This is a genomic window from Microbacterium sp. ZW T2_14, assembly GCF_044987405.1.
In the GTDB taxonomy this organism is placed as follows: Bacteria; Actinomycetota; Actinomycetes; order Actinomycetales; family Microbacteriaceae; genus Microbacterium.
Genome location: NZ_JBJDRK010000027.1, coordinates 1 through 24,747 on the forward strand (window position 1 = coordinate 1; position 24,747 = coordinate 24,747).

The window sequence follows — 24,747 nt, forward strand, 5'->3', positions numbered from 1 at the left end:
TTCCTCGCCCGCGTCATGCTCGGCGAACTCCGCACCGGAGCGCTCGAGGGCGTGCTGTTGGATGCGGTCGCGAAGGCGTCCGGCCGTGACGCTCCGACCGTGCGACGTGCCGCGATGCTGTCGGGCGACCTGGGCGCGACGGCGCGGATCGCCCTCACCGGTACGCCCGAGGATCTGGCCGCGATCGGGCTCGAGGTGGGGCGCGGCGTGCTGCCCATGCTCGCTTCGACCGCCGGCTCGACGACCGAAGCGCTCGAGACGCTGGGGGCCGCGGCATCCATCGAATACAAGCTCGACGGGGCGCGGATCCAGGTGCACCGCGACGGCGAGGATGTACGCGTGTTCACCCGGAGTCTCGCCGACATCACGCACCGCGTGCCCGAGATCGTCAAGGTCGTGCGGCAGCTGCCGGCCGACCGCGTGATCCTGGACGGCGAGACGCTGTCGCTCGACGAGGACGGCGGGCCACGCCCGTTCCAGGACACCATGGCACGCTTCGGGTCCCTGGGCGCCGACGACGCCGCAGCGGTGGTGCTCCGGCCATGGTTCTTCGACATCCTGCACCTCGACGGCCGCGACCTCATCGACGAGCCGCTGGCGACGCGTCTCGCACTGCTCGACGAGGCGGTCGGCGACGCCCGCATGCCCGGCATCGTGACCGACGACGCGGCACGCGCCGAGGAGTTCTCGCGCGAGGCTCTCGCCGCGGGGCACGAAGGCGTGATGGTGAAGGCGCTCGACGCGCCCTACGCCGCCGGGCGGCGCGGCAAGAGCTGGCTCAAAGTGAAGCCCGTGCTCACCTACGACCTCGTCGTGCTCGCCGTCGAGTGGGGGTCGGGCCGGCGCACCGGTCAGCTCTCGAATCTGCACCTCGGTGCCCGCGATCCCGACGGGGCGTTCGGCGAACCCGGGGGCTTCGTGATGGTGGGGAAGACCTTCAAGGGCCTGACCGACGCCACCCTGCGCTGGCAGACCGAGTACTTCCCGACGATCGAGACCCATCGCTCGTCCTACGCGGTGCACGTGCGGCCCGAGACAGTGGTCGAGATCGCGATCGACGGCGTACAGCGCTCGACGCGCTACCCCGGCGGTGTCGCCCTGCGCTTCGCGCGGGTGAAGGGCTATCGCCCCGACAAACGCGCCGACGAAGCCGACACGATCGAGACGCTGCGCGGACTGCTGCGGGGATGAGCGCTGAGCCGCGCGGACGTCAGCGGCGGACCGCGACGTACCTGTGCTCCGGCCGGCCCGTCGTCCCGTAGCGCAGCCGCACCTCGACCAGGCCGCGGCTGGCGAGCCCGGCCAGGTGGCGTTGGGCCGTGGCCCGAGAGATGCCCACCCGGTCGGCGATCTCCGCGGCGGATGCCTCGTCGTCGCCGAGCCCCTCGAGGATCCGCTGCTCCGTCGCCGAGCGCGCGATGGTCGCCGGCTCCGCCCCGCCGTGCATGATCGCGAGGGCGCGGTCGATCTGCTCCTGCTCCAGGGGCCGGTCGGTGACCAGCAGGTTGCGCATCCGTGCGTAGCGGTCCAGCCGCTCGGCCAGCACCCGGGCGTCGAAGGGCTTGGTCAGGTATGCGAGGGCGCCCGCCTGCAGCGCGCGGCGCACGGTGGCGGCATCCGTCGCCGCCGACAGCACGAAGGCGTCGATGCCGGCCGCGGCGACGAACTCGACGCCGTCGCCGTCGGGGAGGAACGCGTCGACGAGCAGCAGGTCGGGGGCGTGCGTTCGCACGGCCTGCCGTGCCGCGCCGAGCGACTGCACGGACTCGAGGGCGGTGAACCCGGTACGCGACGCGACGATGTCACGGTGCAGGCCGGCGACGCGGAAGTCGTCGTCGACGACGAGGACGCGGATGGGACGGCTCATGCGTTCTTCCTCTCGGGCTTCTCGTCGGCGGGGCGGAGCGCCCCAGGGAGCCGGGCGCCGAACACGGCGCCGGAGCCCGCACCGCCCGGATCGATCAGCCAGACATCGCCGCCGCGGCGGCGTGCGAGATCGCGGGAGAGCGGGAGACCGAAGCCGTGACCGTGGACGGCATCCGCCCCGCCGGCCGGCACCTCGAGGGGGGCCACGCGCGCGAACGGGTCGGCTCCCGTCGGATGGATGCCGCGGCCGGAGTCGGCCACCGTGATCACGAGTTCGCCGCCGTCTCCGAGCAGCGCGATCTCGACCCAGCCGGGCGGTTCCCCGGCCACCGCCGCGGTGACGGCGTTGCCGACGAGGTTGCCGAGCACCGCCGCGACGTCCTCCGCCTCGACCACCTCACTCAGCAGGAGGGTGTCCTCGGAGATCCGGACGGTGACGCCACGCTCCCGGGCCGTGGCGGCGGTGGCTCCGAGGAGCGACTTCAGGAAGGCGTCCGGGACGCGCTCGAGTCCCGCGACCCCGAAGTCAACGGCGCCTCGCTCGGTCAGATCGCCGAGGAACGCGCGCGCCTCGTCGACGCGTCGCGCATCGATCAAGCCGGAGGCGACGTGGAGGCGATTGGCGAACTCGTGCCGCTGCACACGCAGCGCCTCGGTCATCGCGCGCACGGTCTCGAGCCGGCCGGCGAGCGCCTCGACGTCCGTGCGGTCGCGCACGACCACGATCTGGCCCAGTGCCCGTGCGTCCCGCTGCACCGGGCGGGTGTCGAGATACAGCACCCGGTCGCCCACGACCGCCTCGAGGCCGGAGACCCCGTCTCGCACCGCGTGGAGCACCGTGTCGGGCAGCGCGAGCGCGTCGAACCTGCGCCCGACCGGAGCCTGGATCCCCAGCATCCGTTCCGCCGCTTCATTGCACACGCGCACGACGCCGTCGGGATCGATCGCGACGACGCCGTCGCCGACGCCCTCGAGCACGGCCGCCTGATTCTGCACGAGGGCGACGAGCTCCTCCGGCTGGAGCCCGAGCGTCAGCCGCTCGAACCGCCGTCGGAGCAGCAGTGTGGCCACCGCGGCGAGGGCGACCCCGCCGATCGCGGCGATGGCGATCGTTGCGACGAGGGCCGGCAGGTCGTCGAAGACGCTCGCGCGCTCGAATCCGACACTGACCTCGCCGACGGGGGCGCCGCCGTCCTCGGCATAGACCGGCACCTTGGCGCGGGCGGACTCGCCGAGCGTGCCCACCTCCCAGTCGACGACCTCGTTGCCCTCGAGCACGTCGGCGAAGGGCGTGGAGACGACCTGACCGAGAAGCGTCTCGGTCGGGTGCGCGAGACGGATGCCGTGATCGTCGGTGATGACGACGAACAGCGCGTCCGTGCGGCCGGCGACGTCGGCGGCGATCTGCTGGAGTGGACCGCTGCGCAGCTGGGTGGCATCCGGTGTTCCGGGGTCGGCGGAGAACTCGGCGACCAGCGACTTCACGTCGGGATCCTCCGCGACCGTGCGTGCGATGTTGAGGGCTGCCGCCTCCGACTCCGCCCGGAGCTGGCGCACACCGAGCCACCCGAAGACGAGCGCGCACACGGCGACGACGGCGGTCACCGTCGCCAGCTGCATCAGGAGCAGCCGGGTCGCGAAGCGCATCCGACCTCCAAGAGCTGGGGCCGGTAGCTGCCATCGGCCTTGCACGCACGTGAGCACAATGCGCAGAAGACACGCTACGCGCACAACCTGCAGGAATGCGACGTACCGCGCGACGAGCGGGGTCCCGCGCCTAACCTCGCGGGAACGCACCGCCACCGGGCGATGCCATCACCCGCACCACACGCACCCGCACGACACGACGAAGGAGTCGAGATGAACGCGGCAGTTCCGTTCCTGATCCACGCCGCCGAGGCCGACGAAGGCTACGCCACCGCCTTCGTCCCGTCCGAAGGCGTGCTCGTCGCCCTCGGCTTCACCATGGTCCTGGTCTTCATGGCGCTCATCATGACGCGCCGGCTGACGCCGATGGTCGCGCTCATCATCGTGCCGACCGTGTTCGGCCTGTTCGCCGGTGCGGGGCTCGGGCTCGGCGACATGATCCTCGATGCGATCGGGAGCATGGCCCCGACGGCGGCGCTGCTGATGTTCGCCATCATGTACTTCGGCATCATGATCGACGTCGGCCTGTTCGACCCGCTCATCCGGGCGATCACGCGGCTGCTCGGCGACGACCCGGCCAAGGTCGTGCTGGGCACCGCCGTGCTGGCCGGTGCGGTCTCGCTCGACGGCGACGGGTCGACGACCTTCATCATCACGACCTCCGCGATGCTGCCGATCTACCTGCGGCTCGGCATGAGCCCCGTCGTGCTCACCTGCGTCGCGGGCCTCATGAACGGCACGCTGAACATCGTGCCGTGGGGCGGCCCCACGGTGCGCGCGGCGACCGCTCTCGGCCTGCAGCCCACCGACATCTTCGTGCCGATGCTGCCCTCGCTCGCGGCCGGCATCGTCATCTCGCTGTCCTTCGCCTGGTTCCTCGGGCTGTCGGAGCGCAAGCGCATCGGCAGCATCGACGAGTCGCGGCTGGACGGCGGGGGAGTCCTCGGCGGATCCCGCATCTTCCGCAGCGCCGACCGGAAGCCGGGCGCCCGGGCGACGCTGCGCACCGGCAACATCGTGACGGTGGCCGGCGGCAGGGGCAGTCTGCCCGTCGCCACGGCTGTCGTCGACCGCGAAGACACCGCGATGGCGGACACGATGCTCGACCCCAACCGCGCGACGCTGCGGCCGAAGCTCATCTGGGTCAACCTGGCGCTCACCCTCGTGGTGATGGTGCTGCTGGTGCTGGACGTCTTCCCCCTCGCGTACGTGTTCATGGTCGGCGCCGCGATCGCACTGTTCGTGAACTTCCCGAAGCTCAAGAGCCAGGCCGACGAGATCGTCGCCCACGCGCCGAGCATCGTGGGCGTGGTGTCGATGGTCCTCGCGGCCGGAGTGCTCGTCGGCGTGCTGAACGGCACCGGCATGGTCGACGCGATGGCGACGTGGATCACCACCGTGATCCCCGCCTCGCTCGGACCGTTCCTGGCCGTGATCACCGGCATCCTGTCGATCCCGTTCACGTTCTTCATGTCGAACGATGCGTTCTACTACGGCATCCTGCCGGTGCTGGCGCAGAGCGCCGAGCACTTCGGCATCGCCCCGGTCGAGATGGCTCGCGCCTCGATCACCGGACAGCCGGTGCACCTGCAGAGCCCGCTGGTGCCGGCGATCCTGCTGCTGGTCTCGCTGGCGAGCGTCAACCTCGGGGACCACCACAAGAAGGTGCTGTGGCGGGCGTGCGTCGTGGCGCTCGCGATGCTCGCCGTGGGTGTGCTGGTGGGTGCGATCCCGCTGATGGCCTGAGCAGCTGGGCGCCCCGAGCTTCGGCTCGCCCGGGCGGCCCGGGCTCGTAGGCTGTGGCCATGACCAGAGCAGCCGCGCCCGACGCCGCCTTCGAGCACCGCAGCTTCGGGGCGCCGGGCGCCGAGCGCACCGTGTTCCTGCTGCGCATGGGGGCTTCGGCGCTGTCGGACCCGCTGCCCGACACCACGGCCCGACGCGACGCGCGCATCGTGGCGGTCGGACTCACCCTGGACGACATCGACGACCCGGTCGCCTACCGGGGCACGACCCCCGCGGAGGCGAGCGCGCGCGGGATCTCACGGTTCGTCGACGAGGAGCGCAGGGACCGTCCCATCGGACTCGTCGGCGTGGGCGCGGCCGGCGAGCTGGCCATCAGGGTCGCGGCGCTCGTCGGCTCGGGCGTGGACCGCCTCGCCCTCGTCGCGGTGCCACGACCCGAGTCGGAGCTCGGCGGCTACGAGGTCGCGGAGCTGCTCGGCACGATCGCCGCCAAGACCTTGGTGATGAACGGGCGAGACGATCCGGATGCCGCGAGCGCCGCCGCACGCTGGTTCGCCGAGGGGCTGCCGTCCGCCCGCGTCGAGATGGTGCCGCAGACCTCCAGCCCCGAGTCCCGTCTCGTGCTCGCCGAGGTGTGGGAGCGGGTGCTCTCGCACGTCGCCCCGGGAACCCTTCGATGACGCGGATCGTCGTCCTCACCGGAGCCGGCATCTCTGCCGAGAGCGGCGTGCCCACCTTCCGCGGCACCGACGGGCTGTGGGAGGACCACCGCATCGAGGACGTCGCCACCCCCGATGCGTACGAGCGGGACCCCGACACCGTGCTCGCCTTCTACGACGCTCGGCGGCGGGCGCTCGCCGCCGTCGCGCCGAACGCGGCCCACCGGGCATTGGCACGACTCGAAGGCGCGATCGGCGACGACCTGCTCATCGTCACGCAGAACGTCGACGATCTTCACGAGCGCGCCGGCAGTCGCAACCTGGTCCACATGCACGGCGAGCTGCGCCGGGCGCTGTGCCTCGCGTGCGGTCGCCGGCCCGAGTGGCGGACCGACCTCCTCGATCGTCCCGTCTGCCCCGAATGCGGAGAGCGGATGCTGCGCCCCGACGTGGTCTGGTTCGGCGAGATGCCGTACGAGCTCGAGCGGATCGAGAACGCGATCGTCGCGGCCGATGTCTTCGTGTCGATCGGCACGTCGGGCGCGGTGTATCCGGCCGCCGGCTACGTCGCTCTCGCGGCCGCCTTCGGCGCGCAAACCGTCGAGCTCAACCTCGAGCCGAGCGATGCCGCGGTGCCGTTCGACGATTCCCGCGCGGGGCCCGCGAGCGTGCTGGTACCGGCGTGGGCCGATGAGGTGATCGCCCGGCACGGCACACGCTGAAAGGCGAAGAGCGCCGGGCGGAGGCATCCGTCCGGCGCTCTTCGCGTCTGGGTGGCGCTACATCCGCCCGCCGCCCGACCGCACACGCGACAGGGCGTCCACGGTCGCGGCGAGGATCAGCACGGCGCCGGTCACCAGCAGGTTGACGCCCGCGGGCAGGTTGAGCAGGCCCAGACCGTTCGTGATCGTCGCAATGACGAGCGCGCCGATCGCCGCGTGCATGAGGCGTCCCTTGCCGCCGAAGAGGCTGACACCGCCGACGACTGCCGCCGCGACGCCCGACAGCACGATGTCGCGGCCGACCGTCGCGTCCACGGAGCCGACGCGCGCGACGCTCAGCAGCGCCGAGAACACCGCGAGGCTCGAGCAGATCACGAACGCCCACCACTTGATCCACCGCACCTTGACGCCGGAACGACGTGCTGCCTCGGCGTTGCCGCCGATGGCGTAGATGTAGCGGCCGAACTTCGTGCGGTCCAGCAGGAACGTGCCGAGCCACAGGATCGTCAGCACGACGGGCACGACGATCGGCACGCCGGCGACCTCCACCACGGACTGTCCGCGGTTCTGGTTGAGCACGTAGACGACCGCCCCGCCGATCACCGCGATCGCGGCGAGCTTGATCCACACCATCGAGAGGGCGCGGTTCGGGACGCCGGCACGCGCGCGGCGAGTCCGGTCCCAGAACGATGTGCCTCCCGAGATCGCGAGCATGATCACCAGCATCGCCCAGCCGCCCCAGACCGGCAGATTGCCGTTCTGCAGCGCGATGAGCTCCGGCACCTCGAGACGGAACAGACCGCCGGGTCCGATGATGACGAGCGCGAGGCCCTGGAATCCGAGGAACAACCCCAGCGTGACGACGAACGAGGGAATCCCCACTCTCGCCACGAAGAAGCCGATGAGGGCGCCGGTGAGGAACCCGAACCCGAATCCGATCAGGAGTGCGAGCGGCCAGGGGATGCCGAACTGGGCGTTCAGCACGACGAATAGCGCCATGCCCACACCGCCGGTCACACCGGCGGACAGGTCGATCTCACCCAGCAGGAGGACGAACACCAGCGCCATGCCGAGCACGACGAGCGTCGCCGCCTGGTTCAGCAGGTTGGCGAAGTTGCGCTCCGTGAGGAAGAACGGGCTCATGATCGAGAACAGCGCCCCGAGGACGACGAGGCCGCCGATGGCCGGGAGGGCGCCCATGTCGCCGCCGCGCACACGCTGCCACCACGCCTGGAGCTGGTCGCCGACACCGCCCTCGACACCGCTGCCGATCAGGTCGCTGGCGATGGGATCGGGTGCGGCCTCGGTCCGGGTGGCATTGCTGCTCATTCCGCGCCTCCTTCGGTGCGAACGGTCGACGTGTCGACGATCGAGACACCGGCAGGGGTCTTGGTGCCGGTGATGTAGCCCACGACGTCGTCGCGGGTCGTCGAGGATGTCGGGATCTGCGCGACCATCTGGCCGAGGTAGAGGACCGCGATATCGTCGGCCACCTCGAAGACGTCCGCGAGGTTGTGGCTGATGAGGATCACGGCGACGCCCTGCTCCGACAGGCGCTTCACGAGGTTCAGCACCTGCTCGGTCTGGGCGACGCCGAGGGCGGCCGTGGGCTCGTCGAGGATGACCACTCGGGCCTTCTTCAGCACGGCACGCGCGATGGCGACCGTCTGACGCTGCCCGCCCGACAGGCTCGACACCTTCTGGCGGACCGACTTCACGGTACGCACCGAGAGGGAGCGCAGCGTGTCGGACGCCTCCTTCTCCATGCGGCCCTCGTCGAACGTGCCGAACGAGAGCTCCTCGCGGCCGAGGAACATGTTCTGGACGATGTCGAGGTTGTCGCACAGGGCGAGGTCCTGGTAGACGACCTCGATGCCCAGGTGCCCTGCGTCGCGGGGCGCGTGCAGGTCGCGGTGCACGCCGTCGATGAGGACTTCGCCCTCGTCGTAGGGCTGCACGCCGGCGAGCCCCTTGATGAGCGTGGACTTGCCGGCGCCGTTGTCGCCGACGAGTGCGGTGACCTTGCCGGGGTGGACCTTGAGATCCACGCCCTTCAGGACGCTGACCGGGCCGAAGGACTTCTTGACCCCGACCAGCTGGATGATCGGCTCGACGCCGACCGTGGGGGTGATGGTGGATGTGTCTGACATGCTCGCTTCCTTGGGAGAGCCCGTGGTCCGGCGCGAAGGGGCGCCACGCCCAGCGGCGCGACGCCCCCTCGCGGGTTCGGCCGAAGCCGATCCGGCTTAGTTGGCGGTGACTCCGTACTGCTCGCACGCGGCCATCACGTCGGGGGTGCAGACGTCGTCGTAGTCGGCGTCGCCGGCAGCGACGACATCCTTCACCTTGTCGGGGCCGACGAGGATCGGCGTGACCTGGATGTAGGGCGTGCCGTCCTCGAGCTCGGCCTGCGAGTCGACGTCCTCGCCCTTCAGCAGCGCGACGGCCGTGTCGACGGCAGCCGTGGCCTCGTCCTTGACCGGCTTGTAGACCGTGGCGGTCTGCCAGCCGAGCAGGATGTTCTGCAGGCCCGCGACGTTCGCGTCCTGGCCCGACACCGCGACGCCGGTCAGGTTGTTGTCCTGCAGGACCTTGATGACGCCCGCGGCGTTGGTGTCGTTCGCGACCCACACGCCGTCGACCTTGCCGCCCAGACCCGTCAGGGCCTGCTCGAAGTTGGTCTGCGACTTGGCCTGGTCCCAGACCCCGGGAGGCTCGGCCGCCGCCTTGATGCCCGCGGCCTCCATCACCTCGACGGCGCCGTCGTGGAACATCGCCGCGTTGCCGTCGGTCGGGTCGCCGCCCATGTAGACGACGACGGCGCTGGCGGGGTCCTTGCCGGCGGCGGTGAGGCCGTCGAGGACGGTCTGGCCCTCCATGCGGCCGACCTCGGTGTTGTCGAACGACACGTAGTAGTCCGCGCCCGTGAACGGGCGGTCGTAGGCGATCACGGGGATGCCTTCGGCCTTCGCCTTGGTCGCGACGGCCTCCGCCGCGCCCTGGTAGTCGACGAGCAGCATGACGCCGCAGCCCTGGGTGAGCTGCTGGTCGGCGATCGTCGAGTACTTGTTGACGTCGCCCTGCGCGTTCTGGATGTCGACGTCGAAACCGGCGCCCTCCAGCCCCTCCTGGAGGTACTTGCGGTCGAAGTTCTCCCAGCGCGGCGATGAGGCCGCGTCAGGCAGGATCACACATGCACGGTCCGCGCCGTCGCCGCCGGCCTCCGTGGAACCGCCGTTGCCGCCGCCGCCGTTCGAGCAGCCGGCCAGCATCACCGCGGCCGCGCCCGTGAGGGCGGCCACGGCGAGGATCGAAGACTTCTTCATCATTCGCCTTTCGTCGTTGAAGCGAACCAGCCCAGGATCGTCCCTGGTTTGTTCTCGCTGATGCGATCATCGATGACCGGCGTTCTTGGCGTCAAGTCTTGAACGTAACGCTTTGGCAACGCACGGGCTTACGAGAGATGGATGCGGCGGAGCCGCGGGCGTAGAGAGCGCTTACCGTGCAGAGTGCCCATGTTCTGCGGCTGTAATGGACATAATGCACATCTCGTACTAGCGGGCGTCTCGGGTGGCTACCCCGAGTGTTCGCCAAGTGAAGCCAGCGGCGGGCCCGGCGTTCAGGCGCGACCGGTGGCGGCCCGCGTGCGCCGCGAGAGCGAGTCGACGATCACCGCGAGCACGAGCACGACGCCGGTGACCATGAACTGCACGGACGAGTCGAGGTTCATGAGGGTGAGGCCCGACGAGATGGACTGGATCACCACGATGCCGATGAGCGCCGAGAACGCCGACCCGCGCCCGCCGAAGAGGCTCGTACCGCCGATCACGGCCGCGGCGATGGCGTTGAGGTTCACATCGCCGGTGCCGGAGCTCTGGTTCGCCGACGCGAGGCGCGCCGCCGCCAGGATGCCGCCCACCGCGGCCAGCGTCGAGCACATCGCGAACACCGAGAGGTAGATGCGGTCCACCCGGATGCCCGCGCGCCGCGCCGCCTCGACCGACCCGCCCACCGCGTACACGGCGCGCCCCCAGCGCGTGCGGGTGAGGACGAAGTTCATGGCGACGATGAGGGCGAGGAAGAACAGGAACATCACGCCCACGCCGCGATAGATGTTCAGGTACCAGGTGGCCACCAGCAGGAAGGCGAGGAGCACGCCGGTGCGCACCGCGATCTCGGTGGTGCTCTGACTCACGAGATTGGCGGCGGCGCGCCGTCGCGCGCGGCGCAGCAGCGACCACGCGAACGCCGCCGCGGCCAGCGTCGCCACGACGTACGACGCCCAGGCGGGCAGGAACATCTGCTGCGCGAACTGCACGAGCCACGAGTCGAAGGGGATCGCGATCGATCCCGTCTCACCGAGCACCCACAGCTGCAGCCCGAGGAATCCGAGCAGGCCGGCGAGGGTGATGACGAAGCTCGGCAATCCGAAGCGGGTGAAGAGATAGCCGTACAGCAGACCGACGAGGCATCCGACCGCGATCGCCGCCACCAGCGACAGGATGAGGTTCCACTGCAGCTGCACGAACGTCACCGCCAGGACGGCGGCGGCGAGACCCGACACCGACCCGACCGACAGATCGATCTCGCCGACGAGCAGCACCAGGACGACGCCGAGCGCGATCGTGCCGATGGCGGCGCACTGCATCGTGAGGTTGACGAGGTTCTCGCTCGACAGGAACACCGGGTTGAGCAGCTGGAACACCGTCCAGATGACCGCGATGCCCAGGACGACGGGCAGCGCGCCCAGATCGCCGCCCCGGATGCGCGTCACGAAGCCCTCCAGGGCCAGACGGATGCCGGTGCGGCTCAGGAGGCGGTCGTCCACGGCCGGCTCGGTCAGACGCTCGTCGCCCTGCGCGCTCATCTGCTCCCATCCCCGCGTGGTCTCGGGGTGCGACGTGAGCCCGCGTGCGGCATGCGGATCACCGTGCCGCCGTGGCCCTCATCGGGAGTCGGCTCGGTGTCGCGCGGGTCGGCGGGCGCGGCATCCGTCCGCTCCGGCAGGCGTCGCGGCGCCGTCGAGTGGTCGACCGCGCCGGTGATCGCCGCGATGAGCGTTTCGCTGGTGACATCGGCGACGTTGTACACGCCGTTGTTGCGGCCGAGGCGCAGGACCACCACCCGGTCGGCGACGGCCATGACATCTGCCATGTTGTGGCTGATGAGGATGACGCCGTGACCGCGTTCGCGCAGACGCTCGATGAGGTTCAGCACCTCCGCGGTCTGTGCGACGCCGAGCGCCGCCGTCGGCTCGTCGAGGATGACGACACGCGGCTCGCCGATGAGCGAGCGGGCGATCGCGACAGTCTGACGTTGACCGCCCGAGAGCGAGGCGACCGGCACGCGCACGGACGGGATCTTGGCCGACAGCTCTCGCAGCAGCGTCCACGTGCGCTGCTCCATGTCGACCTCGTCGAGCGTGGCGCCGTCGCGCAGCTCGCGCCCGAGCCACAGATTCGCGACGACGTCGAGGTTGTCGCACAGTGCGAGGTCCTGGAAGATCGTCTCGATCCCGAGCCGCTGGGCGTCGGCGGGAGACGCGATGCCGATGTCTTCGCCGTCGAACTCGATGGATCCGCTGTCGGGAGGGTGGACTCCGGCCAGCACTTTGACGAGCGTCGACTTGCCGGCGCCGTTGTCGCCGACGAGCGCGACGACCTCTCCCTCGTTCACCCAGAAGTCGACGTCGGTGAGCGCCTTGACCGCGCCGAACCGTTTGCCGATGCCGCGCATCGTGAGCACGCGTTCACGCGGCCGCCCCGTCCGCGGGTGCGTCATCGACATCCTCGCCCCGTTCTCATCGTCTTTCCCGGCCCCAGCCGGCCCCTGCCAGAGTCAGGACCCTACCCGATGCCGGCAGCTTCGCACGCATCGGCATAGGCCGGCGTGCAGATGTCGTCGACGCTCCAGAATCCGTCGGCGACCACGGTGTCCATGATGTCGTCGATCGTGACTGCCACGGGATCGAGCAGCGTGGCCGGAGTCCCCTCGATCTCCAGCGGTGCGGTCACCTCTTCGCCGTGCAGCAGCTTGACAGCGACCTCCGCGGCGAGCTCCGCCTGCGGCTTGATCGCCTTGTACACCGTCATGTACTGGTCGCCCGTGAGGATGCGCTGGATGGCCGAGAGCTCGGCATCCTGACCCGTCACGATGGGCAGCGGATCCACGTTCGCGACCCGGAGGGCTGCGACCGCGCCACCGGCGGTGGCGTCGTTGGCGGCGTACACGCCGGCGATCGCGTCGCCGTGCTGAGCGATCTGGCCCGACACCCACTCCTGCGCCTTCTCGGGACTCCAGCCGGGGGTGTCGTACTCGGCGAGCACGCGCAGCCCGCTGTGGTCGATGACGCTGTGCGCGCCCCGCTTGAACAGCGCCGCGTTGCTGTCGGTCGGCGAGCCGTTGACCATGAGGATGCCGCTGCCGTCCTCGGTGGACCGCATCCCCTCGACGAACGCCGTCGCCTGCAGCACGCCGACCTTCTCGTTGTCGAAGGAGATGTAGTACGCCAGATCGCCGCCCGCGATCAGGCGATCGTACGAGACCACGGGCACCCCCTTGGCGTTCGCGGAGTTCACGATGCTGACGGCGGCGTTCGCGTCCACCGGATCCAGCACCAGCACGCCCGCGCCCGAGGTGAGGGCCGACTCCGCCTGCTGCTGCTGCTTCGCGGCGTCCTGATCGGCGTTGGCGTAGAGCACCTCGTACTCGCCGAGCTCGGCCACGCGGGCCTCGAACAGCGGCCGGTCGAACGTCTCGTAACGCGCCGTCTTCGCGTCGGGCAGCAGCAGCGCGATGGTGTCGTCCGACGGGGTGACGTCCGCGGGGCCGGGATCGCCGGTGCAGGCGGAGAGCAGACCCGCAGCGAGGAGGAGGACGCCGGCCGCCGCGGCGCGGCGCCCGCCCGGGCGGCGCCGCGGCCGATCGGGTCGGGTGCGGGACATCGGACGAGCCTATGCGGTGATCGGCAGAGAGGACGCGGTCGGAAGCTGGGCGCTGACGGTCACGTGGTCCAGGGCGATGGCGATGGCGCCCCGGGTCTCGGCCCATTCGCCGAAGGAGGCGCCGACGATCTCGGGCAGCCCGTCGGCAGCGGGAAGCGCCGCGCGCTCGAGCGAGTGGCGCATCGGCGCCATCAGGATCTCGCCGGCCTGCCCCAGTTCACCGCCCACCACGATGACCTCGGGATCGAAGAGGTTGCACAGGCTCGCCGCGGCGATCCCGATGTGGCGGCCCGCGTCGGCGATCACGCGTCGCGCGGAGCCGTCGCCGGCCTCGGCGGCGTGCAGCAGGTCGCCGAGACGGTGCATGCCCTCGCTCGGCGGGAACAGCGACAGCAGGGCGGGGCCGCCGGCGTAGGTCTCGAGGCATCCGCGGTTGCTGCAGCGGCAGACGGGGCCGTTCTCGTCGAGGGTGACGTGGCCGATCTGGCCGGCCTTGCCGTTGACGCCGCGGAACAGGTCGCCGCCGACGACCAGTCCGGCGCTGATGGTGTGGCCGACGCGGATGAAGACCGACGACGCGGCGGCGCGGCCGTTGCCCTCGCGCGCCTCGGCGAGGCCGCCGAGATTGGCCTCGCTGTCGACGTGCACGGGGCGGCCGATGCGCATCGAGAGGCTCTCGGCGACGTCGACGCCTTCCCATCCCCGCAGCAGGCCGGGCGTCGACACCATGCCGGTGCGCGGATCGATCGGGGCGGGCAATGCGAGGCCGACGCCGAGGAGGTCGGTGAGCGATCCGCCGAGCGACTCCATCATGTCGCCGAGCAGCAGCGCGAGGCGATCGAGCTCGGAGTCGTGACGGTGGTCGAGGGGGAGCGGGAGTGAGGACTGGGTGACGATCGTCCGGGCGGTGTCGGCGATCGCGATGTGAAGGTGCCGCGAGCTGTAGTGGACGCCGGCGACGAGACCCAGCCGACGGGCGAGCGACACGAGGGTGGCGCGGCGGCCGCTGCTCGTGGTGAACGAGGTGTGGAGCAGGCCCGACGCCGTCAGCTCCTTGACGATGTTCGAGACCGTGGCGGGGGAGAGCCCGGTGCTGCCGGCGAGCTCGATCTGCGTGAGGCGGCCGTGTCGCTTGAGCGACTCGACGACGCGCGCGCGATTGGCCTCGCGCAGCGAGGTCTGCGAGCCCGGCGGAGCTTGACGGCGTGCCACAGGTCACACTGTAGCCCACCCCTCCGTGGCGGGATCGGGCGTGGTGATTCCCAGATCGGCCGCGGGTTCGCGGCATTCGCCGCCGGCGACGGCCCGCTGGCGCGGGCGCCGCTGCGGCCCCTGGCGCGCGGGGCGGTGCGCGCCGCGCCTATTCGCGCAGGCGCACCAGCCGCTCATGCCCGGTCTCTTCGAGCTCGGCGATCGACTCGCGCGCCTTCACGAAGTCGTTGAACGAGCGATAGCCCAGCGCCTTCTCACTGAACGACGGGTCCATGCGCCGCATGTGGGTCTTGACCGCGGAGCTGTGCAGCCACTCCGAGTCGTCGTTCTTGTCGTGACCGAGCCGCAGCGCCCGCTCCAGCAGACGCGTCGCCGTCTCCTGCGGATCCTCGGCGGGCTCCTCGACCGGCTGCGGAGGCTCGGGCGCCGCGGGCTCGGCGCTCGCCGCCACCGTCTTCGAAGACGCGCGACGATTCGTGCGCTTGGGCGGCGCGGTGCTCTCCAGTGCCTCGTTAAGCGCCGCTTCGACCTCAGGCGCCGACAGCGGCGGAGTCGCCACTGTCGTGTCGTGCACGGTGGTGTCGTCCGCGCCGGCGGCGGCGGTGGCCTCGGGCGTGACGACCTCGGGCGTCGCGGCTTCTTGCGCCGCCGCATCCGTGACCGTTGTCTTGCCTGCTCCGCGGCGGCCCCCGGAGCGCGGCGCGGAGGCGGCCGCGGCAGCGGTGCTCGTCTCCTTCGCCTTCGTCCCACGGGTCGAGGCTGCCTTCGCCTTCGCGGGGGCCTTCTCGGGTGCCTTCTCGGGGGCCTTGACCGCCTTGGCCGGCTCGCGCGAGAACCGCGGCACCCCGGGGAGCGAGTCGTACGCCTCGAACTCGTCGCACGCGGCGGCCAGCGACTTGGCGGTCGACCCGGCCACGCCGACGCCCACCACGTAGCGGCCGAGCCGCTTGCAGCGCTGGGCGAGCGGCACGTAGTCCGAGTCCCCGGCGACGATGACGACGTGCGTCAGGTCGGGCAGCCGGAACATGTCTTCGACGGCGTCCACCGCGAGGCGGATGTCGGCGCCGTTCTTGGCGTACGCGGCCGCGGGGAAGAGCTGCACCAGATCGACCGCACGCGCGACGAGCTGCGAGCGATAGATGGCGTTGACGGGGGCCGACCAGTCGGCATAGGCGCGGGTGAGCACCAGCGTGCCGAAGGATGCCGCGAAGTCGATGATCGCGCCGACATCGATCGTCGCGGCGGAGAGGCGCTCGGCGATCTCGGGATCGGTGGGATTGTCGGCGATGCGCTGCCGGTCGCGGGAATACGAGTTGCGGCCGTGGACGCGGTCGTACCACGACATCACGATGTTGTCGAAATCGAGATACACCGCGACGCGGGCGTTCTGCAGATCGGGCATGTCAGTCCTCCCCGGGGTAGTGCACGCCGACGAGCGTGCGGATCTCATCGAGCGTCTCCATGATCGCGACGGTCTCGTCGATCGGGAGGACGTCGGAATCGGTGCGTCCCTCTGCGAGGTATCGGCCGGCGGCGAGTGCCTGGTACTGCATCCCGCGTCCGGCAACGTCGGAGACGAAGTCCTCGAGCACCGTGCCGTCGTGCGAGACGACGCGGAACGACGTCGGGGTGTACCAGACGCGCGCGATCTCGATGCGGGCATCGGTTCCGATGATCGCGGCCGTATTGGGGCCGGCCGCGCGGGAGGCGGACAGTGTCGTGGACAGCGCCCCCGACTGATGCGCCATGATCGTGGCGATCTCGGTGTCTGCTCCGGTGTCGCCGAGGCGGGCGGACGCCACGACCGACAGCGGCTCGCCGAGGATGTCCCACGCGAACGACACGGGGTAGACCCCGAGGTCGAGCAGGGCGCCGCCGCCGAGTGCGAGGTCGTTGAGCCTATGGGCGGGATCGCTCGAGATCCGCTGGGTGTGGTCGGCGCTGAGGGCGCGGATCTCGCCGAGCGCGCCCGAGGCGACCAGCTCCCGGATGCGGACCATGTGCGGCAGATACCGCGTCCACATGGCCTCCATCGCGAGCAGCCCGCGTTCGGCCGCGGCGTCGCGGACCGCTGCCGCTTCGGCGGCGTTCAGCGTGAACGGCTTCTCGACGAGGACGTGCTTTCCCGCCTCCAGCGCCAGCAGGGCGTTGGCGGCGTGCATCGGATGCGGCGTCGCGATGTAGACGATGTCGACGTCGGGATCGGCGACCAGATCCTCGTACGAGCCGTGGGCACGGGGGATGGCGAAGTCGGCGGCGAAGGCATCCGCGGTCTCGCGCCGGCGGGATCCGACGGCGGCGACGTCGAGCCCGGCGGTGCGCAGGTCGCTCGTGAACGCCCGTGCGATGCCACCCGGTCCGAGGATGCCCCAGCGGGGGGACGACGGCCCGGCGGGCGGCCGGTCCGATGAGGGGCCCGGTGAGGGGGACGTCGAGGTCATGAGACGAGGCTACTGGCGCGAGAGCGCCCGCGCCTGTCGGCTACCCGGCGACGGTCTCGGGCACGCGCGCCGTGTCGGCGCGCTGGCCGATCCCGTCGAGCGCGCGCGCGAGGTCGTCGACGATGTCGCGCGCATCCTCCAGCCCGATCGACAGGCGCACCGTCGTCGGTCCGATGTGCGCTTCGGCGAGCTGCGTCGGCGACATGTGGCTGTGCGTCATCGACGCGGGGTGGGCGACGAGGCTGCGGGCGTCGCCGATGTTGGCGACGAGCCGTACGACCTGCAGCCGCGAGATGAACGCCTCGACGAGGCGGAAGTCGGCCTCCGGGTCGCCCGTCGTCGGCAGGTCGAACGCGAAGACCGAGCTGACGCCGCGGAGGAGGTAGGTCTGCGCCTGCCCGCGCCACGGGCTCGAATCGAGGCCGGGGTGGTGCACCCGCGCGACGGTGGGGTGCGTCTCGAGGAACCGCGCGACGGCGAGGGCGCTCTCGGTGTGGCGCTGCATGCGGAGGTCGAGCGTCTCCAGGCCCTGCAGCAGCTGGAAGGCGTTGAAGGCCGACAGCGACGGACCCAGGTCGTGGACGTACTTCGTCTTGACGAGGGCGATGTAGGGCGAGCCGGTCTCTCCGAAGCGCTCGACGAGGCTTCCGTCCGGAACGCGCGGGTAGGTCTGTGTCAGCTGGGGCCACCGCTCGGGGTCGGCGCTGAAATCGAACGTGCCGAGGTCGACGACCACGCCGCCCAGCGACGTGCCGTGACCGCCGAGGAACTTCGTCGCCGAGTGCACCACGATGTCGGCGCCGAAGTCCTTCGCCCGCTGCAGGTACGGCGTCGCGACGGTGTTGTCGATCACGAGCGGCACGCCCGCCTGTTTGGCCACCGCGGCGACGGCTCCGAGGTCGAGCACCTGTGCGATGGGGTTCGAGATCGACTCGGCGAAGAGCGCCCGGGTGGTGGGGCGCACCGCGGCCGACCAGGCCTCGATGTCGTCCTGGTCGACGAAGGTGACCTCGATGCCCCAGTCGGCGAACGTGTCCTGCAGCAGGTCGACCGTGCCGCCGTACAGCTGGCGGGCGGCGACGATGTGCTGGCCCTGCTTGGCGAGGGCGAGGAGAGCCACCGCGACGGCCGCCTGACCGGATGCCACTCCTGCGGCGCCGATGCCGCCCTCGAGCTCGGCGACGCGGCGCTCGAACACGAGCACGGTGGGGTTGGCGGCGCGACTGTAGATGTTGCCGTCCTTGCGGAGCGCGAAGAGGTCACGCGCCTCCGCGAGGGAACGGAACTCGAAGCCGTTGGACTGGTGGATGGCCGGAACGGCGGTGTTCTCGGCCACGCTGGAGTCGAACCCGGCCTGCACCTGAGCCGTCGCGAACGAGCGAGGGGCGGCCGGGCGAGGCGAGGGATCGTTGTCGGTGGCGCGAGGCATGCTGACCATTGTCGAGCCGCGCGGTGTGCGCCGGTGCGTCGTGTGTCGAACTGTTGCATCGGCGGCCCTGGACCGGCCGGGCGGCGGTAGCCCGCGCGCGGGCGAGAATGGACACGTGGCGCAGCTGATCACCCCCGTACAACTCGACCGCCTTCTCCGCGCCGGCAGCGTGCGTGTGCTCGACGTCCGCTACCGGCTCGACCACCCGGACGGCAGTGCCGAGCACGCCGACGGCCACATCCCCGGCGCCGTCTATGTCGACATGGAGACGGAGCTCTCCCGCCACGGCCGCCCCGAGGACGGCCGCCACCCGCTGCCGGCGATCGACGATCTGCAGACGGCGGCGCGGCGCTGGGGCATCCATGACGGCGACACCGTCGTCATCTACGACGACGACCGGTCGCTGGGCGCCTCGCGCGCGTGGTGGCTGCTCACGCGCACGGGCGTGGGCGATGTGCGTCTCCTCGACGGCGGCCTGCAGGCCTGGATCGCCGCCGGCCTGCCGCTGGAGAGCGGGCCCGTGGTGCCGGAGCCGGGGGATGTGGCGCTCACTCCCATCTCGGAGCCTGTGCTCTCCATCGACGAGGCGGCGGAGCTCGCCGCCTCGGGGGTGCTCATCGACGTGCGCGCCGCCCAGCGCTATCGGGGCGAGGTCGAGCCGGTCGATCCCATCGCGGGCCACATCCCGGGCGCCGCGAACCTGCCCACCGGCGCCTACATGGACGGCGAGCGCTTTCGGGATGCCGCGAGCCTGCGGGAGCTGTTCGGCGAGGTCGGCATCGCCGACGGGGTCGCCGCGGCGGCGTACTGCGGGTCCGGCGTCACCGCCGCCCAGGCGGTGTTCGCGGCCGAGCGCGCGGGGCTGCGACTCGGGATCTACCCCGGCTCGTGGAGCCAGTGGACGAACACGCCGGGACGCCCGATCGCAACCGGCGCCGCGCCCGCCCAGATCACCGCCACCGTCTGAACGCGGCGGTCAGGGCACCAGCGTGATCTTGCCGTCGACGCCCGCCTCGATCGCGCGGTGCGCGTCGGCGGCGTCGGCGAGGGCGAATGACGGTCCGAGCTCGACCGAGAAGCGCCCGGCGGCCATCAGGGCGGTGGCCACCGGCACCGCCTCGGTGCGCCAGACCTGCTGCTGCCGGGTGAGCGGCTGGGGGGAACCCCCGGAGAAGGCACGGATGCCGAGGCCCTCGGCATCCCGTCCCCGCACCAGTGTCGCGACCCGCTGCCGATCGGGCACCAGTTCGATGGAGGTCGCCAGTGCCTCGTCGGTGCCGGCCGCGTCGATCGCGACCGTCACGCCGTGCGGGGCGACGTCGCGCACGCGGTCGGCGAGCCCGTCGCCGTAGGCCACGGGCGTCGCCCCGAGCGCGCTCACGCGATCGAATCGGCGCTCGGACGACGTGGTGATGACGGTGGCGCCCCACAGGACGGCGAACTGGATGACGGCCTGGCCGACGGCACCAGAGCCGCCGTGGACCAGGAGCGTGTCGCCGCTCCCGACACCGAGCGAGCGGAGCGCCTGATAGGCGGTCCCCACGGGGATGCCGAGGGCGGCGCCCTCCGCTGCGCTCACGTGCGGCGGCCGGGCGAAGACGCGGTCGGCGGCGACGACCACCTCGGTCGCGTACGCACCGGAGGCGCCCGCGAAGACCACCGGGTCGCCGGCGCGGAATCCGTCCACCTCGTCGCCCACGGCGAGGACGACGCCCGCGCCGTCGCCGCCGACGCGACGTGGCTCGGTGATCTCGCCCGACGGGCGCGCGCCCGAGCGCAGCTTCGCATCGATCGGGTTCACGCCCGCCGCCGTGACGCGGATCGCCACCTCGCCGGTCTTCGGCGCGGGCTCCCGTACGGGAATCTCGTGCAGCACGTCGGGGCCGCCGAACTCGGTGTACACGATCGCAGTGGTCATGCGGGGGAGCTCCTGTCGTCGAGGCGGGTGTTGCGCACGGGCTCTGTCGTCGAGTGTCTAGCCGTGCAGCGCCCGCTGTATCCGCTGCAGCGACACGGGCTCCGCCGTGCCGAGGGACTGCGCGAACAGGCTCACACGGTACTCCTCGAGCAGCCACCGTGCGTGCACGAGCGACACCGGGGCGTCATCGACGGGCGGAATGGTGCCGCCCGCCTCTGCGAAGACGGTCGCGGCGCGCTCGAACTCCGTCATGCGCTGCCTGTCGCGGCCCGGGTTGTCGGCGAGCGTCCGCACCCGATCCCGCGCGCCGCGGAGGTATCGCGGAAGGTGCGCGAGGCGCGCTGTGCCGGTGCGCGACACGAAACCGGGGAAGACCAGACCTGCCAGCTGCCCCTTCACGTCGTTCAGCGCGCCCAGCAGGGTCAGCGAGTTGCCGTCGCGCATCGCCTTCTCGACCTCGCGGGCGGCGGTGAGGATGCGCGCGGCGAGCGACACGGTCTGGAAGAGCTCGTCGACGACAGCTCCCGAGAGTGCATCGCGCACCGCCTCGAAGCCCCCGCGCGTGCGCACCAGAGCGTCCGCGGCGGTGCGGCTGATGACGGCATCCGCCACCGCCACGCGGCAGTCCTCGATCAGCGCCTTCGCCGACGGATACGGGGATGCCGCGAGCGCGAGCTTCTCCGCGGACGTGAGGTGCTCGAGCACGTACGCCGTGGGGGAGGCGACCGAGAGCAGCACGAGCCGTCGCACGCCCGCCCGCGTGGCGCGCGCCGCTGCCTCGGGCGTGGTCTCGATGCGCACGGCGACCGAGGTGCTCTCGTCCACGAGGGCCGGGTAGCCGCGCACGACGCCGCCGGCGACCTTCGTGTCGACGACCTCGGGGAGGTCGCCGAACGTCCAGTCGGTGAGACCGGTCTGCTCGACGAACGCGGACTCGGGGCGCGCAGCGGCCGGCGTGCCGGTCGACCGGGGTGCCGGCGTCCCCGCCGCTCGCGCGGGGCCTGACACGGGCGTCGACGCGCTCAGCGAGCGCGAGACCGAGGCCCGCGCACGGTCGGCGAGACGCGCCTGGAGGGCGACGAGATCACGGTCGGAGCCCACGGCGCGCCCCCGCTCATCGACGGCGCGGAACGAGACCTGCAGGTGGCCGGGCACCCGTTCCATGTCGAAGTCGGCGGCACTCACCGGCTGGCTCGCCACACGCTGGATGCGCGCGGCCAGCGCCTCGCGCAGCTTCACCGGGGGCAGTCCGGCGTGCGCCTCTGGACCCTGCCCGGCGAGGTCGGCGGAGAAGGTGGCCGCCCAGTCGGCGGCGGGCACCACGTGGCGGCGGATGGCCTTGGGCAGCGACCGCAGCAGCGCCGTGATGAGCTCATCGCGCATGCCCGGCACCTGCCAGTCGAACCCGTCGGGCCGCAGCTGGGCGAGCAGCGCGAGCGGCACGACCGCCGTCACGCCGTCGTCGGCCGCGCCGGGCTCGAAGCGGTACGCGAGCGAGAGCACCTGGTCGCCCTGCGTCCACCGTGCCGGGAAGTCCCGCTCGTCGCCGCGGGACGCCTCGTCGACCAGGTCGGCCTCGGTCATGTCGAGCAGGCGCGGCGTGCGCGCCGACGCCTCGCGCCACCAGGCCTCGAAGGAGCGCGCGTCGAACACGTCGCGCGGGATCCGCGCATCGTAGAAGCGGTAGACGGCCTCGTCGCCGACGAGGATGTCGCGGCGCCGCTCCCGCTCCTCGATCTTCTCGAGGCGGCGGCGCAGCTCGAGATTGCGTCGCTCGAAGGCGGTCAGCCGCTTGTCGAGGTGCGTCGAGTCCCACTCGCCCTCGACCAGTGCGTGGCGCAGGAACAGTTCACGCGCGAACGGCCGATCGAACCGCGCGAGCTGCACGCGCCGCTTCGGCACGATCTCCAGCCCGAACAGCGTGATCTTCTCGTAGGCCGATGCCGCCCCCGACGCCTTGGACCAGTGCGGCTCGCTCAGCGACCGCTTCGCGAGATCGCCCGCCAGCGGCTCGGCCCACGCCGGATCGATCGCCGCGACGGTGCGCGCGAACAGCCTGCTGGTCTCGACGACCTCGGCGGCCATGACCGCGCTCGGGCGCTTCTTCTTCAGTCCCGAGCCGGGGAAGATCGCGAACCGGGTGCCGCGGGAGCCCACGTACTCGGCACTGCGACGCTGCTCGGCGCGCTCGGAGCGATCGGCCGTACGGCCGCGCGTGGCGGTGCCCGTCGTGCGCTCGTCGAGGATCCCGAGTTGCGACAGCAGACCCGAGAGGATCGCCTTGTGCACCTCGTCGGCGTCGGCGGCGCCTCCGGCGCCGGTGCCTGAGCCTCCGTTGCCGGTCCCTGAGCCTCCGTTGCCGGTCCCTGAGCCTGCCGAAGGGCGGGGTGCCTTCACGAGCGTGCTCAGCTGACGATGCACGTCGGCCCATTCGCGGACGCGCACGTAGTTGAGGTGCTCGGCGCGGCAGAGCCGCCGGAACGCGCTCGAGCCGAGCTCGGACTGCTTCTCCCGCAGGTGGTTCCACAGGTTCAGCAGGCTGAGGAAGTCGCTGGACGGATCGGTGAACCGCGCGTGCAGGCGATCGGCTTCCTCCCGACGGTCTTCGGGCCGCTCGCGCACGTCCTGGATCGACAGCCCCGCGACGATCGCGAGCACGTCGCGCAGGACGCCGGTGCGGCGGGCCTCGACGAGCATGCGGGCGAAGCGCGGGTCGATCGGCAGCCGCGCGATCTCGCGCCCGAGATCGGTGAGGGTCGGGTGGCCGCGGTCGTCGCCGGCACTGCTTCCCGCCCGCGCGGGCAGGCGCACGGCGCCGAGCTCCACAAGAAGGTCGAACGCCGCCTTCACGCCGCGGGAGTCGGGCGGGGTGAGGAACGGGAACGACGAGATGTCGCCGAACCCGAGGGACAGCATCTGCAGGATCACCGAGGCCAGGCTCGTACGCAGGATCTCGGGCTCGGTGAACTCCGGGCGGCTGTCGAAGTCCTCCTCCGAGTAGAGCCGGATCGCGATGCCGTCGCTGGTGCGGCCCGCACGGCCCGAGCGCTGCTGCGCGGAGGCCTGCGACACCGCCTCGATCGGCAGGCGCTGCACCTTGCTGCGGTTGCTGTACCGCGAGATGCGGGCCGTGCCGGTGTCGACGACGTACCGGATGCCCGGCACCGTGAGGCTCGTCTCGGCGACGTTCGTCGCGAGGATCACACGTCGACGGATGCCGGCGACCCGCGACCTCTCGAACACGCGGTGCTGCTCGGCCGCCGACAGGCGGCCGTACAGCGGCAGCACTTCGGTGGGCGCGGCATCCTTCGCGTACATTCCGCGCACGGCATCCGCGGCGTCGCGGATCTCGGCCTCGCCGGGCAGGAACACCAGCACGTCGCCCGCGGACTCCCGGTCGAGTTCGCGCAGCGCCGAGGTGATGCCGTCGACGTCGTCGGACTCGTCCGCGTCCCTGGCGGCCCGCGCCGGCGGGCGGTAGCGGATCTCGACCGGGTAGGTGCGTCCTGACACCTCGATGATGGGCGCAGGCGTGCCGTCGGGCTTCGCGAAATGCTCGGCGAAGCTCTGCGGATCGATCGTCGCGCTCGTGATCACGACCTTGAGATCGGGGCGCTTCGGGAGGATCCGCCGCAGGTAGCCCAGCAGGAAGTCCACGTTGAGAGAGCGCTCGTGGGCCTCGTCGACGATGATCATGTCGTACCGGCGCAGCAGCCGGTCGCGGTGGATCTCGTTGAGCAGGATGCCGTCCGTCAGCAGCGCGATGCGCGTGTCCTCCGACACCTTGTCGGTGAAGCGGACCTTGTAGCCGACGGTGGAGCCGAGCGGCACCTGGAGCTCTTCGGCGATCCGCTCGGCGATGGTGCGGGCCGCGATCCGGCGCGGCTGCGTGTGGGCGATGCGGGTGCGGCCCAGTTCCAGCGCGATCTTCGGCAGCTGCGTCGTCTTGCCGGAGCCGGTGGCGCCCGCGACGATGACGACCTGGTTGTCGCGGATCGCCCGCGCGATCTCCTCCCGCGCGGCGCTGACGGGGAGCTCCGGCGGGTACGAGATGACGGGTTCGGGCGCAGACATAGCCTTCGATCGTATCGCGTGCCGCGGCGTTCCCGGGCTGCGGGTCGCCGAATCGCGCGACGAAGTGTCTTGATCGACAAAGAACTTTG

The 24,747-nt window shown here is 71.4% G+C and carries 19 protein-coding genes and 1 pseudogene; 5 read left to right on the top strand and 15 right to left on the bottom strand.

Features of this window, described 5'->3' with window-relative positions:
• Positions 1-1,191 (top strand): ATP-dependent DNA ligase (locus ACI3KY_RS10645; RefSeq protein WP_404930145.1); only part of this gene is annotated, 1,191 nt, incomplete at its 5' end.
• 19 nt (positions 1,192-1,210) lie between these two features.
• Here the strand turns inward: ACI3KY_RS10645 and ACI3KY_RS10650 are convergent.
• Complete coding sequence (locus tag ACI3KY_RS10650; RefSeq protein ID WP_404930146.1) at positions 1,211-1,867, bottom strand: response regulator; 657 nt, start codon at positions 1,865-1,867, stop codon at positions 1,211-1,213.
• Positions 1,864-3,513, bottom strand: a complete 1,650-nt coding sequence (locus ACI3KY_RS10655; RefSeq protein ID WP_404930147.1) for an ATP-binding protein — start codon at positions 3,511-3,513, stop codon at positions 1,864-1,866. Before ACI3KY_RS10655 ends, ACI3KY_RS10650 begins: the two co-directional genes overlap by 4 nt.
• 213 nt (positions 3,514-3,726) lie before the next feature.
• Between ACI3KY_RS10655 and ACI3KY_RS10660 the strand changes: the two genes are divergently transcribed.
• Genes ACI3KY_RS10660 through ACI3KY_RS10670 form a run of 3 tightly spaced genes read left to right on the top strand, consistent with a single transcriptional unit; the run spans position 3,727 to position 6,640 of the window.
• Complete coding sequence (locus ACI3KY_RS10660) at positions 3,727-5,259, top strand: CitMHS family transporter (RefSeq protein WP_404930148.1); 1,533 nt, start codon at positions 3,727-3,729, stop codon at positions 5,257-5,259.
• Between the two features lie 59 nt (positions 5,260-5,318).
• Complete coding sequence (locus ACI3KY_RS10665) at positions 5,319-5,939, top strand: hypothetical protein (RefSeq protein WP_404930149.1); 621 nt, start codon at positions 5,319-5,321, stop codon at positions 5,937-5,939.
• Complete coding sequence (locus ACI3KY_RS10670) at positions 5,936-6,640, top strand: NAD-dependent deacylase (RefSeq protein WP_404930150.1); 705 nt, start codon at positions 5,936-5,938, stop codon at positions 6,638-6,640. Before ACI3KY_RS10665 ends, ACI3KY_RS10670 begins: the two co-directional genes overlap by 4 nt.
• A gap of 57 nt (positions 6,641-6,697) precedes the next feature.
• On the opposite strand, the gene ACI3KY_RS10675 is transcribed toward ACI3KY_RS10670, so the two are convergent.
• The 11 genes and pseudogenes from ACI3KY_RS10675 to ACI3KY_RS10725 all read right to left on the bottom strand — a co-directional run bounded on the left by ACI3KY_RS10675 (position 6,698) and on the right by ACI3KY_RS10725 (position 18,666).
• The gene (locus ACI3KY_RS10675) at positions 6,698-7,969 is read right to left on the bottom strand and encodes a sugar ABC transporter permease (protein ID WP_404930151.1); all 1,272 of its coding nucleotides are present in this window, start codon (positions 7,967-7,969) and stop codon (positions 6,698-6,700) included.
• Positions 7,966-8,790 (bottom strand): ATP-binding cassette domain-containing protein, encoded by an 825-nt coding sequence (locus ACI3KY_RS10680; protein ID WP_404930152.1) that lies wholly within the window; start codon positions 8,788-8,790, stop codon positions 7,966-7,968. Before ACI3KY_RS10680 ends, ACI3KY_RS10675 begins: the two co-directional genes overlap by 4 nt.
• Before the next feature lie 96 nt (positions 8,791-8,886).
• On the bottom strand, positions 8,887-9,969 hold the full coding sequence (locus ACI3KY_RS10685; protein ID WP_404930153.1) for a sugar ABC transporter substrate-binding protein: 1,083 nt from the start codon (positions 9,967-9,969) through the stop codon (positions 8,887-8,889).
• 290 nt (positions 9,970-10,259) lie between these two features.
• Positions 10,260-11,507 carry a sugar ABC transporter permease gene (locus ACI3KY_RS10690; protein WP_404930154.1) on the bottom strand — a complete coding sequence of 416 codons (1,248 nt, stop codon included), beginning with the start codon at positions 11,505-11,507 and terminating at the stop codon, positions 10,260-10,262.
• A complete protein-coding gene (locus tag ACI3KY_RS10695) occupies positions 11,504-12,427 on the bottom strand; it encodes an ATP-binding cassette domain-containing protein (RefSeq protein WP_404930155.1) in 924 nt (307 codons plus the stop codon). The genes ACI3KY_RS10690 and ACI3KY_RS10695 overlap by 4 nt, the downstream gene beginning before the upstream one ends.
• 59 nt (positions 12,428-12,486) lie before the next feature.
• Entirely contained in the window at positions 12,487-13,584 is a 1,098-nt protein-coding gene (locus tag ACI3KY_RS10700) for a sugar ABC transporter substrate-binding protein (RefSeq protein ID WP_404930156.1), read from the bottom strand.
• Between the two features lie 9 nt (positions 13,585-13,593).
• Entirely contained in the window at positions 13,594-14,796 is a 1,203-nt protein-coding gene (locus ACI3KY_RS10705) for an ROK family transcriptional regulator (protein WP_404930157.1), read from the bottom strand.
• Positions 14,797-14,944: 148 nt separating this feature from the next.
• Complete coding sequence (locus ACI3KY_RS10710) at positions 14,945-15,640, bottom strand: OST-HTH/LOTUS domain-containing protein (RefSeq protein ID WP_404930192.1); 696 nt, start codon at positions 15,638-15,640, stop codon at positions 14,945-14,947.
• Positions 15,632-16,198, bottom strand: a pseudogene (locus ACI3KY_RS10715) (NYN domain-containing protein); the annotation flags it as partial. The gene ACI3KY_RS10710 and the pseudogene ACI3KY_RS10715, both read right to left, overlap by 9 nt.
• Position 16,199: 1 nt before the next feature.
• Positions 16,200-17,237, bottom strand: coding sequence for a Gfo/Idh/MocA family protein (locus ACI3KY_RS10720; RefSeq protein WP_404930158.1), 1,038 nt, complete (start codon positions 17,235-17,237; stop codon positions 16,200-16,202).
• A 40-nt stretch (positions 17,238-17,277) separates the two neighbouring features.
• Positions 17,278-18,666 carry an O-acetylhomoserine aminocarboxypropyltransferase/cysteine synthase family protein gene (locus ACI3KY_RS10725; RefSeq protein WP_404930159.1) on the bottom strand — a complete coding sequence of 463 codons (1,389 nt, stop codon included), beginning with the start codon at positions 18,664-18,666 and terminating at the stop codon, positions 17,278-17,280.
• 115 nt (positions 18,667-18,781) lie between these two features.
• Between ACI3KY_RS10725 and ACI3KY_RS10730 the strand changes: the two genes are divergently transcribed.
• On the top strand, positions 18,782-19,633 hold the full coding sequence (locus tag ACI3KY_RS10730) for a sulfurtransferase (protein WP_404930160.1): 852 nt from the start codon (positions 18,782-18,784) through the stop codon (positions 19,631-19,633).
• Positions 19,634-19,642: 9 nt separating this feature from the next.
• On the opposite strand, the gene ACI3KY_RS10735 is transcribed toward ACI3KY_RS10730, so the two are convergent.
• On the bottom strand, positions 19,643-20,584 hold the full coding sequence (locus ACI3KY_RS10735) for a zinc-binding alcohol dehydrogenase family protein (protein ID WP_404930161.1): 942 nt from the start codon (positions 20,582-20,584) through the stop codon (positions 19,643-19,645).
• A gap of 57 nt (positions 20,585-20,641) precedes the next feature.
• Positions 20,642-24,658 carry an ATP-dependent RNA helicase HrpA gene (hrpA, locus tag ACI3KY_RS10740; RefSeq protein WP_404930162.1) on the bottom strand — a complete coding sequence of 1,339 codons (4,017 nt, stop codon included), beginning with the start codon at positions 24,656-24,658 and terminating at the stop codon, positions 20,642-20,644.
• Positions 24,659-24,747: the final 89 nt, after the last annotated feature.

What these genes read in the sequence shown, in the direction of transcription:
- ACI3KY_RS10650 (WP_404930146.1), bottom strand. Translation starts at nt 1,867, where the DNA reads ATGAGCCGTCCCATCCGCGTCCTCGTCGTCGACGACGACTTCCGCGTC.
- ACI3KY_RS10655 (WP_404930147.1), bottom strand. Translation starts at nt 3,513, where the DNA reads ATGCGCTTCGCGACCCGGCTGCTCCTGATGCAGCTGGCGACGGTGACC.
- ACI3KY_RS10660 (WP_404930148.1), top strand. Translation starts at nt 3,727, where the DNA reads ATGAACGCGGCAGTTCCGTTCCTGATCCACGCCGCCGAGGCCGACGAA.
- ACI3KY_RS10665 (WP_404930149.1), top strand. Translation starts at nt 5,319, where the DNA reads ATGACCAGAGCAGCCGCGCCCGACGCCGCCTTCGAGCACCGCAGCTTC.
- ACI3KY_RS10670 (WP_404930150.1), top strand. Translation starts at nt 5,936, where the DNA reads ATGACGCGGATCGTCGTCCTCACCGGAGCCGGCATCTCTGCCGAGAGC.
- ACI3KY_RS10675 (WP_404930151.1), bottom strand. Translation starts at nt 7,969, where the DNA reads ATGAGCAGCAATGCCACCCGGACCGAGGCCGCACCCGATCCCATCGCC.
- ACI3KY_RS10680 (WP_404930152.1), bottom strand. Translation starts at nt 8,790, where the DNA reads ATGTCAGACACATCCACCATCACCCCCACGGTCGGCGTCGAGCCGATC.
- ACI3KY_RS10685 (WP_404930153.1), bottom strand. Translation starts at nt 9,969, where the DNA reads ATGATGAAGAAGTCTTCGATCCTCGCCGTGGCCGCCCTCACGGGCGCG.
- ACI3KY_RS10690 (WP_404930154.1), bottom strand. Translation starts at nt 11,507, where the DNA reads ATGAGCGCGCAGGGCGACGAGCGTCTGACCGAGCCGGCCGTGGACGAC.
- ACI3KY_RS10695 (WP_404930155.1), bottom strand. Translation starts at nt 12,427, where the DNA reads ATGTCGATGACGCACCCGCGGACGGGGCGGCCGCGTGAACGCGTGCTC.
- ACI3KY_RS10700 (WP_404930156.1), bottom strand. Translation starts at nt 13,584, where the DNA reads ATGTCCCGCACCCGACCCGATCGGCCGCGGCGCCGCCCGGGCGGGCGC.
- ACI3KY_RS10720 (WP_404930158.1), bottom strand. Translation starts at nt 17,237, where the DNA reads ATGACCTCGACGTCCCCCTCACCGGGCCCCTCATCGGACCGGCCGCCC.
- ACI3KY_RS10725 (WP_404930159.1), bottom strand. Translation starts at nt 18,666, where the DNA reads ATGCCTCGCGCCACCGACAACGATCCCTCGCCTCGCCCGGCCGCCCCT.
- ACI3KY_RS10735 (WP_404930161.1), bottom strand. Translation starts at nt 20,584, where the DNA reads ATGACCACTGCGATCGTGTACACCGAGTTCGGCGGCCCCGACGTGCTG.
- hrpA (WP_404930162.1), bottom strand. Translation starts at nt 24,658, where the DNA reads ATGTCTGCGCCCGAACCCGTCATCTCGTACCCGCCGGAGCTCCCCGTC.